Genomic DNA, 11,555 nt, shown 5'->3' on the forward strand with positions numbered 1-11,555 from the left:
CATGAAATAGATGCTCTTACAGCCTACCGAATGCCTGAAGGTCCTATCGTTGAATTATGAGACTGCAACCTATCGTCCCTGGTCCTGGCCAGGAGTCCGTGTGGGACTACCCACGGCCGCCCCGGCTGGAGAACACCACCGAGCGGATAGTGATCGAGTTTGGCCGGGCGGTGATTGCCGAGAGCACCACCGCGGTCCGGGTCCTCGAAACCAGCCACCCGCCGGTGTACTACGTACCGATCGACGACTTCGTGGCCGGCACGTTGGTCCCCGCGGAGGGCTCATCGCTGTGTGAGTACAAGGGCATGGCTGCCTATTACGACGTCGTCAGTGGGCGCCATCGCGTGCAGCGCGCCGGCTGGACCTATCCCAGCCCCACCCCCGGCTTCGAGGCGTTGCAGACCCGGGTGGCGATTTACCCGGGAGCGATGGACCGCTGCCTGATCGACGGCGAGGTGGTCACGGCGCAGGAGGGCGACTTCTACGGCGGCTGGATCACCGGGCGCCTTGTGGGCCCTTTCAAAGGAGCGCCCGGCACCTGGGGCTGGTAGTCCGGGCCCCGTCCTGGCGGCCCAAACCCGCCGTCAAAAGGTAGCGTCCAGCTAACGCTCATAGAAAGCTGATAACTTCGCAGGTTGGTTATCTATCTGGCAGGAGAATATTGTGCGGAAGAAGTTGTTACTGAGTATTGCCTTGGCCGGAATTGTTTCGGTGGTGTCAGCATGCGGCACGCCCGAAAGCGGCAGCGAGTCAGGGTCCGAGACGTCCCAGTCCCCCGCCAGCGAAAGCCCAGCACCCGACGCGGCTCCAGAAGTCGCCGAGCCCGATCTTGAGGGCGTGCCCGACGTCGTCGCTCTGGTGAACGGCACCGAGATCCTCAAAGCTGATTTTGAGTCGGTTTACACCGCCCAGTACGAGCAGGCCGCGATCCAGTCACAGATGTCCGGGGAAGCTGTCGACCAGGATGAGCTGAAAACCCAGACCGTTGAGGGGATGATCGGTACCGAACTGCTGGTTCAGGAAGCTGGCGAGCGGGGGCTTGAGGCAAGCGAGGAAGCAACTACCGCAGCACTCGACGAGCTCGTCGCAGCCAACCAGCTTGGTTCAGCCGATGAGTTCTATGCCGCGCTTGCCGAGCAGGGCATGGACGAGGCAACAGTCAACGAACAGCTTGCCACCCAGGTCCAGGTGGAGCAGCTCATCAAGGAAGAGGCGGGGGACGCCGCACCTTCCGAGGAGGAGCTCACCACCGCCTACGACGAGGCGGTGGCCCAGCAGGAGGAACAGAACGCCCAGAGCGGTGAAGAGACCGAGGTGCCGCCCTTCGAAGAAGCAAAGCCGGCCCTTGAGGAGCAGCTCAAGACCCAGAAGGAGTCCGCAGCAGCGGAGTCCCTGGTGGCCAGCCTCCGTGAAAAGGCTGACATCACGATCAACCTGTAGTGCCATTGGTGCCGCAGCTAGAGCGCTGCGGCACCCGGAGTGGTGTGCGCCAGTTCGGGAGATTCCATGGCGAACCATGATGCCAACTCGGCGGCTGGGAGCGGCCGGGCATAGTGGTAGCCCTGTGCCAGATCGCAGTCGAGATCGATGAGGGCTTCGCGCTGCCCCTCCGTCTCGACGCCCTCGGCCACCGCCTTGATACCCACAGCGTGAGCCAGTTGCACGCAGCTGGCCACAATTGCCGAATCGCCACTATTGATACCGAGCCCCGACACGAACGACCGGTCGATCTTCAGCTCGTCGATGGGAAACTGCCGCAGATAGGTCAGGCTCGAATAGCCGGTCCCGAAATCATCAACCGCCAGCCCTACCCCCAGCGCCTTCAGCGCGGTCAGCGCCTTCATGGCCGCCTCGGGCCCCACTATCAGGGACGTCTCGGTGATTTCACGGGTCAGCAGGGACTGATCAAAGCCGTGCCGCGCCAGCACCGCCCCGACCCGCCGCGGGAGTTCAGGATCAGTGAGTTGCCGGGTGGAAAGATTCACCGCCATTTCCACCGGACCACGCGTTGGGTGATCTGCAGCCCACCGCACCGCCTGCGCCACCGCCTCGTCGAGCACCCACGCCCCCAGTTCACGGATCAGCCCTGATTCCTCGGCCAGCCCAATGAAGTCCGACGGCGGCAACAGTCCTCTACTGGGGTGTTCCCACCGCACCAGCGCCTCGACACCGGTCAGGCAGCCGTTCCGCAGGTTCACCCGCGGCTGGTAGTACACGCGGAGTTCACCGTTGGCAATGGCGTGCCGCAGTTCGCCCAACAGCCGCATTCTGTCGACTGCCGGGTCGGACTGGGAGGAATCGTGCAGCTCCCAGGCGTTCCGCCCACTGGCCTTCGCCTGGTACATCGCAATATCGGCCCGGTGCAGCAGCCGCTCTGGCGTATCGCCGTCCTCAAAGATCGCCGCCCCGATGCTCGCGCCCACCACCACCTCAAGACCCTCGATCATGATCGGTGGGTTCAGTGACTCCAGCAGCCGCCCGGCCACCGTCCCCACCTCGGCCGTGTCGTCGACCATTTCGACGACGACGAACTCGTCACCGGATAGCCGCGCGATGCGCAGCGGTTCACTCACTGATTCCCGAAGCCGTCCCGCCACCAAACTCAGCAGCTCGTCACCGGCAGCATGCCCAGGCTGTCGATGACCGCCCTGAAATGGTCAAGGTCAACGAAGAACACCACGGCGTGTCCGGCTGAGGCGCCGGCGTCCGACAGCACAGCACCGAGCTCCTGGATCAGGCCAGCCCGGTTCAACAGCCCCGTCAGGGCGTCGTGGAGGGCCGGGTGCTGCAGCCCGGCCTCGGCTGCGGCCCACCTCGCCTCCAACTCCTCGGCCCGGCGTCGCGCATCAAGCAGACTCTTCTCCTACCGCAAACGCTGGTGTGCACCGAAAATCCCGACCCGGACCATCGCCGGTGTGGTGTCAGAGGCCGAAACCCGGTTCGCGGACAGCAACGCTGCACGTCGGGCGCCGTCCTTGCCCACGACCTCCAGAGCAATCTCGGAGACGGCACCGACCAGGGTCAGCTGGGGGACGCACTGCATAGTGTAGAAGGACTGGTCCCCGGCCGGGAATAGCGCGTGCAGCGGCGTATTCAACCGGTCTGCGCGGGAGTGGCCGGCCCAGATAAGGAACGTTTCGTTGACGTTGGTGATGACGCCGTTGTCGTCGGTCAGCAGATACCCCATCGGCGCGTACTGAAACAGGGCTTCGTAGTCCAGCCCGGTGGCGCTCACGGCAAACGCCGGTGGGCGGGAAATACCCGCTCTGAAAACGCCATCGGCGTCATGACTGCCCCTCGAAAAGTCGGTGTGGGCGACGGCCCGGTCAGCTGACCGTCTGCTCCGCACTGAACTGTCGGCGGGCCGAGCCGAAATGTAAGGTCCGTCGGCGTGAGCTACCACACCGGAAGGTCAGGCCCGCCGGCGTCGAATTCTGATGGGGCCCTTGATCGTCGAGGGGTCAATGACCGTCCCGCCCTGGGTGATTTCCACCTCACCGGCGGCGACCAGGCGCTTGGCGGCCTCGCGGGACGCCTCCATCAGGTCCCGCCACTGCCCGTCGGACACGGCTCGTGCAGCCTCCGACGGGCAGATCGTCGCCTCCGGCTTTCGCTGGTCGAGTAGCCGCCGGATGGCGCCCTCGAGGAGCTGGCCGGTGTCGTCGCTGGCGGGATCCACTGGCTGGTCTAGCCGATCAGGTCGTTGATGACGATGGTCTGGTCACGGTCCGGGCCCACCCCAATGGCCGAGAAGCGCGTGCCGGACATCTTCTCCAGCGCCCGCACGTACACCTGAGCGTTCTCCGGCAGGTCGTCGATGGTGCGCGCCGTGGTAATGTCCTCGGTCCAGCCCTCAAAATACTCGAAGACGGGTTTGGCGTGGTGGAAGCCGGTCTGGGTCATCGGCATCTCATCGTGCCGGACGCCGTCGACCTCGTACGCCACACAGACTGGGATCCGCTCGATCCCGGTGAGCACATCGAGTTTCGTCACGAAGTAGTCCGTGAACCCGTTGACGCGGGCGGCGTGGCGGGCCAACACGGCGTCGTACCAGCCACAGCGTCGCGGGCGGCCAGTGTTGACACCGAACTCGCCGCCCTTGGTCTGCAGGTACATGCCCATGTCGTCGAAGAGTTCGGTGGGGAACGGCCCGGCTCCGACCCGCGTGGTGTAGGCCTTGATGATGCCCACGGCGCGGCTGATCCGGGTGGGCCCGATCCCCGACCCGACCGAAGCGCCACCGGCCGTGGGGTTCGACGACGTCACGAACGGGTAGGTGCCATGGTCCACGTCGAGGAAGGTGGCCTGGCCGCCCTCCATGAGGACCACCTTGCCGGCGTCGAGGGCTTCGTTGAGCACGTAGGTGCTGTCGATGACGAGCGGGCGGAGCCGGTCGGCGAAGGACAGGAAGTAGTCGACCACCTCCTCCACCTCGACGTCGCGGCGGTTGTACACCTTGACCAGCAACTCGTTTTTCTGGGCTAACGACCCTTCAACCTTCTGGCGCAGGATTGACTCGTCGAAGACGTCCTGGACCCGGATCCCCAGCCGGGCCACCTTGTCCATGTAGGCGGGGCCGATGCCACGCCCGGTGGTGCCGATGGCCCGCTTGCCGAGGAACCGTTCGGTGACCTTATCAAGGACCTGGTGGTATGGCGCCACCAGGTGGGCGTTCGCCGAGATGCGCAGCTTCGAGGTGTCGGCGCCGCGGGCCTCCAGCCCCTCGATCTCCTCGAAGAGCGCCTCGAGGTTGATGACGCAGCCGTTGCCGATGATCGGGATTGCGTTGGGGCTCAGGATGCCAGCGGGCAGGAGCTTCAGTTCATACTTTTCACCGCCAACGACGACGGTGTGCCCTGCGTTGTTTCCGCCGTTCGGCTTGACGACGTAGTCAACCCGTCCGCCGAGCAGGTCGGTTGCTTTGCCTTTACCTTCGTCGCCCCATTGGGCTCCGACAATAACGATCGCTGGCATGGGATCCTCCCCCATCGTTGCGGCAGCACCCGCACAACACGCGATGCCGCCAGAAGTGCATGAGAATGCCCCAAAACCTACTGCTGCGTGACTGCAAGAGATCTGGGGCTCTTACCAGCCAAGTTTAGCAACAGATCCTGCCGGCGTTCAGCTGCGGTGGTCAATGGGCGACTCCTCGTCCCCCCTCAGCCCGGGCGGTTGTCCCGCCGGGAGCGGTCGAACAGATAGGGGCGGCCCTGCCAGGCGAGGACCAGGGCGCCGGCGCCCAGCAGCACGTTGGTCCACACATAGTTGGCGTCACCGTTGACGATGTTGGTCACCGCCGCCCCGGCCATGACCAGCACGAGCAGCAGCGCCCCCAGGGTACGGACCCGGGGCACGAACAGTGCGGCGCTGCCGATGAATTCGAGGGCAGCCGTCAGGTAGACGGTCCACCCTGGTAAGCCCGATTTTTGGAAGGGGAGCAGGGCTGCGGGTACCCCGATGACCTTCTCGATCCCCGCCCGGACGAAAAAGAAGGCAAGCGCCGCCGCAAGCGCGAGCCATACCAGGTCGATCCGCTTCTTCTGCATAGGGCCATGATGCCACTCGCAGCGCCGCTGGAGGGGAGAATGTGCTCATGGATCGTTTCGTTGGCAACATCGCCGGGCTTGGCACCGGTTCGGGCACTCGACTGGTGGTGGGCCGTTGGACGGAGTCGCCGCTCGGGGCCTTCACCGACGTGATGGTGGAGGACGACGGCGGGAGCCGGACGCTGCTCGCTCCCACCCAGGTGGTGGCCGACTATGTCAGCGCCACCTACCAGTTCGACCGGGTGCTGGTGGTCGACGTGATCTCGACGCTCAGCGACGGCATCCTGACCGTCGCAGCCGGGCCTCTCAGGGTCACTGCCGAACTGGGCGGCGTGACCGGGTTGGGACGGCTGCTACGCCTCGTCCCCCGCCGGCTGGGGACCTCACCCCGCTGGCTCAGGCTGATCAATCCGGTGGCGGGTTTGCTCATGCCGGGCGTCAGGACGGCCGGCTCAGCAGGGAATGGCCGTACCGAATATTACGGGGTGACCATGGCACGGAAAATCGTCGCGGTAACGGCCAGCTGGGACGGGACCGATGTGGGCGGACTTGCCCGGCTGACACCCCCGGTGCGGTTTGGTTTCAGCTCGGCCCCGGCCGCGCCGATGCTGGTCACCGTGGTGACCAGCATCAAGCGGCCATAGTCGGCTGGCTACTTGCCGAGCTGCTTGCTGGCGTCGGGGTCGGATTCACCAAGGAACTTGGCAATCCGTTCGGCCTCATCAATCTCGCCGATGGAGGCCGCGGCCCGGCCCAACGCGTACAGGGACCGCAAAAACCCGCGGTTGGGTTCATGCGAGTACGGGACCGGGCCGGTTCCCCGCCAGCCGTTCCGGCGGAGGGCGTCGAGGCCCCGGTGGTAGCCGGTACGGGCGTACGCATAGGACTCGATGGTGCGCCCCTCGCCGTACGCCTCGTCGGCGAGGATGGCCCACACCAGCGACGACGTCGGGTACTTGGCAGCGAGGTCAACCGCCTCGTCACCGGCAGCCAGCCGTGCCCCGAGATCCGTCTCCTCGGGAAGCAGGGTGGGATCGGGGCCGAGTAGATTGCGGCGGAATTCGTCCGACATATTAGAGCTTCTTCCCGGCGGAGCCCAGAGATGCTGCGGCCTCGACGACGCGGGCGGCGAGCCCGGCTTCGGCTGCTGCTCCCCACACTCGTGGGTCATAGACCTTCTTGTTGCCCACCTCGTTATCGACCTTCAGGACGCCGTCGTAATTCTTGAGCATGTGGTCAACGACCGGGCGGGTGAACGCGTACTGCGTGTCGGTGTCGATGTTCATTTTGATGACACCGAAGGAGACGGCGTCGGAGATTTCCTGCGCCGACGAGCCGGACCCGCCGTGGAACACCAGGTCGAAGGGCTTGTCTTTCCCCAACCTGGCGCCGATCTGGTCCTGGATGTCCTTGAGGATCTCGGGGCGCAGCTTGACGCCGCCCGGCTTGTACACGCCGTGCACGTTGCCGAAGGTCAGGGCGGTCAGGTAGCGGCCGTGCTCGCCGGAGCCCAGCGCCTCGACGGTGGCCAGGGCGTCGTCGACGGTGGTGTAGAGCTTGTCGTTGATGGCGTTTTCGACGCCGTCCTCTTCGCCGCCGACGGTGCCGATCTCGACTTCGAGGATGATCTTGGCTGCCGCCGCCCGGGGCAGGATGTCCTTGGCGATGCGCAGGTTCTCTTCAAGGGTTTCGGCTGAGCCGTCCCACATGTGGGACTGGAAGATGGGGTTGCCGCCGCGCTTGACCGCTTCTTCCGACGCTGCAAGGAGGGGAAGGACGAAGTCATCCAGCTTGTCCTTCGGGCAGTGGTCGGTGTGCAGGGCAATGTTGACGTCATACTTTTTGGCCACCTCGTGGGCGAATGCCGCGAAACCGAGGGACCCGACCACCATGTCCTTCACCGATGCGCCGGACCAGTACGCGGCGCCGCCGGTTGAGACCTGCACGATCCCGTCGGAGCCCGCCTCAGCGAACCCGCGGATGGCCGCGTTGAGTGTCTGGGAGGAGGTGACGTTGACAGCCGGATACGCGAATCCCCCGGTCTTGGCACGGTCGATCATTTCCGAATAGATCTCAGGTGTTGCGATAGGCATAGGGACTCCTTTGTGGAATGCGTGCTAACAGGCGGGATGGAAACGGACCGCTCCAGCCATCCTATTCGACTGGTCGATCGACAGAAACGGCCTGGACGCTCTGGTTGAACACATGCCGGCGGACCCAGCCGTGCATGGCGATCGCTGCGGCGGCTGACGCGTTGATGGAGCGGGTCGACCCGAACTGGGCGATGGAGAGGGTGGCGTCAGCGGCGGCGTGCACCTCGGGGGTGAGCCCTGGCCCCTCCTGGCCGAAGACCAGCACACAGTTCCCGGGCAGCTCGTAGCTTTCCAGCGGTACCGAGTCGGGAAAATTGTCGATCCCGATGATCCGCAGTCCCTCTCCGGTTGCCCAGGCCACGAACTCCTCCACTGTGGGGTGGTGCCGGACATGCTGGTAACGGTCGGTGACCATGGCGCCCCGACGGTTCCACCGCCGTCGTCCAATGATGTGGACTTCCTTGGCCATGAAAGCGTTGGCGGTGCGCACCACCGAACCGATATTCAGATCGTGCTGCCAGTTTTCGATCGCCACATGGAAGGTATGGCGGCGGGAGTCCAGGTCAGCGACGATCGCGTCGTGCGCCCAATAGCGGTATTGGTCGACCACGTTGCGGGTGTCCCCTGCCGCGAGCAGGTCGGGATCCCAGTGGCTGCCCTCCGGCAGCTGACCCTCCCAGGGCCCGACGCCGACCGGGACCAGTGGAGTTTCGGGATTTTCTTTCACGCTCCCAGCCTAAGGTGAAAGACTGGGACGGATAGCACCGCCCGGACAGCAGGGAGAGATCATATGCGCGAGAACGAACACATCGAATGCTGGCTGACTGACATGGATGGCGTCCTCGTCCACGAGAATCAGGCCATCCCGGGTGCTGCTGACCTGATTGACCGCTGGGTGACCACCTCCAAACGGTTCCTGGTGCTCACTAATAACTCGATCTACACCCCGCGTGACCTGGCAGCCCGGCTCAAGGCGTCGGGCCTGGAAATCCCGGAAGAGAACCTGTGGACCTCGGCCCTCGCCACCGCGCAATTCCTGAAAGAACAGCTGCCGGGCGGACGCGCCTATGTTATCGGTGAGGCTGGTTTAACGACGGCGTTGCATAACGCGGGTTTTGTGCTCACCGATCAGCACCCCGACTACGTGGTCCTCGGCGAGACCCGCACCTACTCGTTCGAGGCCATCACCAAGGCGATCCGGCTGGTGGAAGGCGGAGCCCGGTTCATCGCGACCAACCCCGACGTGACCGGACCGTCCAAGGAAGGTCCGCTGCCTGCTACCGGGGCCGTGGCGGCGCTGATCACCGCTGCCACCAGCCGTGTCCCCTACATTGTGGGTAAGCCCAATCCGATGATGTTCAGGTCGGCGATGAACCAAATTGACGCTCACTCCGAGACGACGGCGATGATCGGGGACCGGATGGACACTGACATCATCGCGGGGATGGAAGCCGGGTTGCACACGGTGCTGGTGCTGACCGGGATCACCCAGCGTGCCGATATTGACGCCTATCCCTTCCGGCCGGCACAGATCATGGACTCGGTGGCTGACCTCATCGACCAGGTGTAGCCGGTGCCGGGAATTCTGAACCTTCGCGACATCGCTGAGCTCACCGCCGCCGATCCCCGGGCGACGGTACCCGGACTGGTGTTCCGCTCCAGTCAGCCCTTCGGCTGGGATCGTGATGCAACCATGGGCTTCCTCAGGGGCAAGGGGATTGAGACGATCGTTGACCTGCGGAGCAACCGCGAGGCCACCATGGTGCCGTGGCTGGTGGCGGCGGACGCCGGGATCGACGTGGTCACTGCGCCGCTCGACCCGTCCGAGGCGAACCCCGCCTCCACCTTTGACCTACTGACCGCAGAGGACCTGGGAAACCATTACGTCGGCTGGTTGCATAGCCGCCCCGAAGTGGTGGTCAGCGCTCTGGCGCCGATCGCGGCGGGCCGGACCACGCTGGTGCACTGCGCGGCGGGTAAGGATCGGACGGGGGTGATCACCGCCGTCGTCCTTCTGGTGGCGGGGGTCTCCGATGACCTGATCATCCAGGACTACGCCCACACCACGGGGGCCCTCCCGCTGATCCTGCCGGCGCTCGCGAAGCTCTGGGTGGGGAACGCCCCGGCGGGGGCGGACCGGATTTCGTTTGAAAACCCGCCGGTCATCCTCACCTCCCCGGCCGCCGCCATGGCGACGTTCATCGATGGGCTGCGCCGGGAGTTCGGGACCGTTGACGCCTTCCTGACGGGTGCCGGCATGGACCGCGCCGACCTAGCGCAGCTGCGGCGGACACTCAGTGGTCAGTAGACGGTCCTAAGGAACCCGCCGCGCGGAAGCGGGAGAAACTCATCCTGCAGTGCCACCACGATGCTCTGGTAGATCAGCGGGTTCCACTGCGGGCTGGCGTGGGCCGGAAGCGCCCCCTCGGTCACGTAGTCAGCCGACACCAGATTGTCGGGGAACGCCTCCGCCCAGCCCGGCCGGGTGGTCGAGTAGTTGACAGTGCCGTCGTTGGGATTCCCGATGAACGCGATCTGGGTATCGCCGAGGGTCCCCTGAAACCGGGTGACGTTGTAGTGGTAGATGTAGGACGATTGCGACTGGATCAGCACGCTGGACGGCGCGAGCGGGGACAGCTGTTCGAGGGTCTGGTTGAGGATCTGCTGCCAGGAGCGCTCATCCTTGTTGACGATTCGCTCCCCGAGCTCGTAGCCGCCCCGCAACACGGTCGGCACCCGGTAGCCGGCGTCGTACAGGAACACCACGCCCTCGAAAACCGCCTGGTCCAGCACATCGGTGCGGGAGTGCGGACTGGAATCAAGGATGATCAGCTCCACGTTGATGCCGAGGCCGCGCAGCTGCGACGCCACCTCAACAGCCACCATTCCGCCGAAACTGTGCCCGTAGAAATACAAGGTTTCCACCTGGAAGATCCGCACGTACCGGTTCAGCGCCGCAACGATGGTGGCGACATTGAGCCCGCGGTTGGAATATCCCAGCACGGAAATCTGCCCGCGCTGGCTGAGAGCGGGCTGCAGCGAATTAGCAATCCAGCCGCCCTCCTCCCAACCGGTTTTGTAGCCGGGGAAAATGATCCAGCGGGCTCGCGGGAACCGCCGCGCCGCCTCGTCGTCCTTGACGGGCAGGATTTGCAGTTCTTCGCGTTCCTCCTGAATTCGCCGGGTCAGGAACAGATCGGCAGCCAGCGTGAGGCCGAACCCCGAGCCAATCAGGAATGACCGGCGGGACATCCCCTTGACCCCGTGCGCATAGCGAAGCAGCCGCTCGGAATCGTCAGTCATGGGTGTGAGGGGGCGCTAGCCCAAACCGAGCTCGTCTTTGCCGAACGCGTAAAGGTACGGCACACCCGCTTCGGACTCGATCCGCTCCTTCGAGCCGGTGTCCCGGTCAACGATCACTGCCACCGCCTGCACCAGGCCGCCCGCCCGCCGGACACCCTCCACAGCGGTCAGCGCCGAGCCACCGGTGGTCGAGGTATCTTCGAGCACGACGACGGGCCGGCCGGCAACATCGGGGCCTTCCACCTGGCGGGCCATGCCGTGGGTCTTTTGGGTCTTGCGCACCACGAACGCGTCAATGCCGCGGTTGTCGCGGGCCGCGGCGTGCATGACGGCCGTACCCACGGGGTCGGCGCCCATGGTCAGACCGCCAGCGCTTTCGAAGGTAATGCCGGCGTCGTCGAGAAGCTCCAGCATGACCACGCCCACCAGCTGCGAGGCTTCATGGTGGAGGGTGATCCGGCGGAGGTCGATGTAGTAATCGGCATCCTTCCCACTGGACAAAGTGACCTTCTCATGCACGATGGCCAGGTCCTGGATGAGTTCGCGCAGGCGGTCTCGGGCGACGGTAGCTGTCATGGATGCAATCCTAATGGCTCGACCAGCAGCGACATGC

At 64.9% G+C, this 11,555-nt stretch carries 15 protein-coding genes and 1 pseudogene; 5 read left to right on the forward strand and 11 right to left on the reverse strand.

Annotated elements, in window-relative coordinates; genetic code table 11:
* Positions 1-56 precede the first annotated feature (56 nt).
* Positions 57-551, forward strand: a complete 495-nt coding sequence (locus ACX80G_RS04515) for a DUF427 domain-containing protein (RefSeq protein WP_459305929.1) — start codon at positions 57-59, stop codon at positions 549-551.
* Positions 552-663: 112 nt separating this feature from the next.
* Positions 664-1,440 (forward strand): SurA N-terminal domain-containing protein, encoded by a 777-nt coding sequence (locus tag ACX80G_RS04520; RefSeq protein WP_459305931.1) that lies wholly within the window; start codon positions 664-666, stop codon positions 1,438-1,440.
* Between the two features lie 17 nt (positions 1,441-1,457).
* Here ACX80G_RS04520 and ACX80G_RS04525 read toward each other — a convergent pair whose 3' ends face one another.
* From ACX80G_RS04525 to ACX80G_RS04550, 6 genes and pseudogenes are all read right to left on the reverse strand, one after another.
* Complete coding sequence (locus tag ACX80G_RS04525; RefSeq protein WP_459306224.1) at positions 1,458-2,345, reverse strand: putative bifunctional diguanylate cyclase/phosphodiesterase; 888 nt, start codon at positions 2,343-2,345, stop codon at positions 1,458-1,460.
* A gap of 18 nt (positions 2,346-2,363) precedes the next feature.
* A pseudogene (locus ACX80G_RS04530) lies at positions 2,364-2,824 on the reverse strand (diguanylate cyclase domain-containing protein); the annotation flags it as partial.
* A gap of 39 nt (positions 2,825-2,863) precedes the next feature.
* Positions 2,864-3,403, reverse strand: a complete 540-nt coding sequence (locus ACX80G_RS04535) for a PAS domain-containing protein (RefSeq protein ID WP_459305933.1) — start codon at positions 3,401-3,403, stop codon at positions 2,864-2,866.
* Positions 3,404-3,412: 9 nt separating this feature from the next.
* Positions 3,413-3,679, reverse strand: coding sequence for a DUF3253 domain-containing protein (locus ACX80G_RS04540; RefSeq protein WP_459305935.1), 267 nt, complete (start codon positions 3,677-3,679; stop codon positions 3,413-3,415).
* An 8-nt stretch (positions 3,680-3,687) separates the two neighbouring features.
* Positions 3,688-4,974, reverse strand: a complete 1,287-nt coding sequence (locus ACX80G_RS04545) for an adenylosuccinate synthase (RefSeq protein ID WP_459305937.1) — start codon at positions 4,972-4,974, stop codon at positions 3,688-3,690.
* Between the two features lie 185 nt (positions 4,975-5,159).
* Positions 5,160-5,546 carry a DoxX family protein gene (locus ACX80G_RS04550; RefSeq protein WP_459305938.1) on the reverse strand — a complete coding sequence of 129 codons (387 nt, stop codon included), beginning with the start codon at positions 5,544-5,546 and terminating at the stop codon, positions 5,160-5,162.
* Between the two features lie 47 nt (positions 5,547-5,593).
* Here ACX80G_RS04550 and ACX80G_RS04555 point away from each other — a divergent pair, with 47 nt between their 5' ends.
* Positions 5,594-6,190, forward strand: coding sequence for a hypothetical protein (locus tag ACX80G_RS04555; protein WP_459305940.1), 597 nt, complete (start codon positions 5,594-5,596; stop codon positions 6,188-6,190).
* Positions 6,191-6,198: 8 nt separating this feature from the next.
* Here the strand turns inward: ACX80G_RS04555 and ACX80G_RS04560 are convergent, their stop codons facing one another.
* The 3 genes from ACX80G_RS04560 to ACX80G_RS04570 form a co-directional block, all read right to left on the reverse strand.
* A complete protein-coding gene (locus ACX80G_RS04560) occupies positions 6,199-6,618 on the reverse strand; it encodes a DUF3151 domain-containing protein (protein WP_459305942.1) in 420 nt (139 codons plus the stop codon).
* 1 nt (position 6,619) lies between these two features.
* Complete coding sequence (gene fbaA, locus ACX80G_RS04565) at positions 6,620-7,639, reverse strand: class II fructose-bisphosphate aldolase (protein ID WP_459305944.1); 1,020 nt, start codon at positions 7,637-7,639, stop codon at positions 6,620-6,622.
* Positions 7,640-7,700: 61 nt separating this feature from the next.
* Positions 7,701-8,366 carry a TrmH family RNA methyltransferase gene (locus ACX80G_RS04570; protein ID WP_459305946.1) on the reverse strand — a complete coding sequence of 222 codons (666 nt, stop codon included), beginning with the start codon at positions 8,364-8,366 and terminating at the stop codon, positions 7,701-7,703.
* A gap of 63 nt (positions 8,367-8,429) precedes the next feature.
* On the opposite strand from ACX80G_RS04570, the gene ACX80G_RS04575 reads away from it, so the two are divergent.
* Both ACX80G_RS04575 and ACX80G_RS04580 read left to right on the forward strand, forming a co-directional pair.
* Positions 8,430-9,209, forward strand: a complete 780-nt coding sequence (locus tag ACX80G_RS04575) for an HAD-IIA family hydrolase (protein ID WP_459305948.1) — start codon at positions 8,430-8,432, stop codon at positions 9,207-9,209.
* A 3-nt stretch (positions 9,210-9,212) separates the two neighbouring features.
* Positions 9,213-9,947 (forward strand): tyrosine-protein phosphatase, encoded by a 735-nt coding sequence (locus tag ACX80G_RS04580; RefSeq protein ID WP_459305950.1) that lies wholly within the window; start codon positions 9,213-9,215, stop codon positions 9,945-9,947.
* Here the strand turns inward: ACX80G_RS04580 and ACX80G_RS04585 are convergent.
* Positions 9,941-10,942: a thioesterase domain-containing protein gene (locus tag ACX80G_RS04585; protein ID WP_459305952.1), complete on the reverse strand. Its 1,002-nt coding sequence runs from the start codon at positions 10,940-10,942 to the stop codon at positions 9,941-9,943. The genes ACX80G_RS04580 and ACX80G_RS04585 overlap by 7 nt on opposite strands.
* A gap of 15 nt (positions 10,943-10,957) precedes the next feature.
* Positions 10,958-11,518, reverse strand: a complete 561-nt coding sequence (pyrE, locus tag ACX80G_RS04590) for an orotate phosphoribosyltransferase (protein WP_459305954.1) — start codon at positions 11,516-11,518, stop codon at positions 10,958-10,960.
* Positions 11,519-11,555: the final 37 nt, after the last annotated feature.

The organism is Arthrobacter glycogeni, from assembly GCF_054510815.1.

Bases quoted from the DNA above. Each gene is read 5' to 3' on its own strand.
- ACX80G_RS04585 (WP_459305952.1), bottom strand. From the start codon at position 10,942: ATGACTGACGATTCCGAGCGGCTGCTTCGCTATGCGCACGGGGTCAAG.
- ACX80G_RS04575 (WP_459305948.1), top strand. From the start codon at position 8,430: ATGCGCGAGAACGAACACATCGAATGCTGGCTGACTGACATGGATGGC.
- pyrE (WP_459305954.1), bottom strand. From the start codon at position 11,518: ATGACAGCTACCGTCGCCCGAGACCGCCTGCGCGAACTCATCCAGGAC.
- ACX80G_RS04555 (WP_459305940.1), top strand. From the start codon at position 5,594: ATGGATCGTTTCGTTGGCAACATCGCCGGGCTTGGCACCGGTTCGGGC.
- ACX80G_RS04560 (WP_459305942.1), bottom strand. From the start codon at position 6,618: ATGTCGGACGAATTCCGCCGCAATCTACTCGGCCCCGATCCCACCCTG.
- ACX80G_RS04525 (WP_459306224.1), bottom strand. From the start codon at position 2,345: ATGTACCAGGCGAAGGCCAGTGGGCGGAACGCCTGGGAGCTGCACGAT.
- ACX80G_RS04545 (WP_459305937.1), bottom strand. From the start codon at position 4,974: ATGCCAGCGATCGTTATTGTCGGAGCCCAATGGGGCGACGAAGGTAAA.
- ACX80G_RS04515 (WP_459305929.1), top strand. From the start codon at position 57: ATGAGACTGCAACCTATCGTCCCTGGTCCTGGCCAGGAGTCCGTGTGG.
- ACX80G_RS04550 (WP_459305938.1), bottom strand. From the start codon at position 5,546: ATGCAGAAGAAGCGGATCGACCTGGTATGGCTCGCGCTTGCGGCGGCG.
- fbaA (WP_459305944.1), bottom strand. From the start codon at position 7,639: ATGCCTATCGCAACACCTGAGATCTATTCGGAAATGATCGACCGTGCC.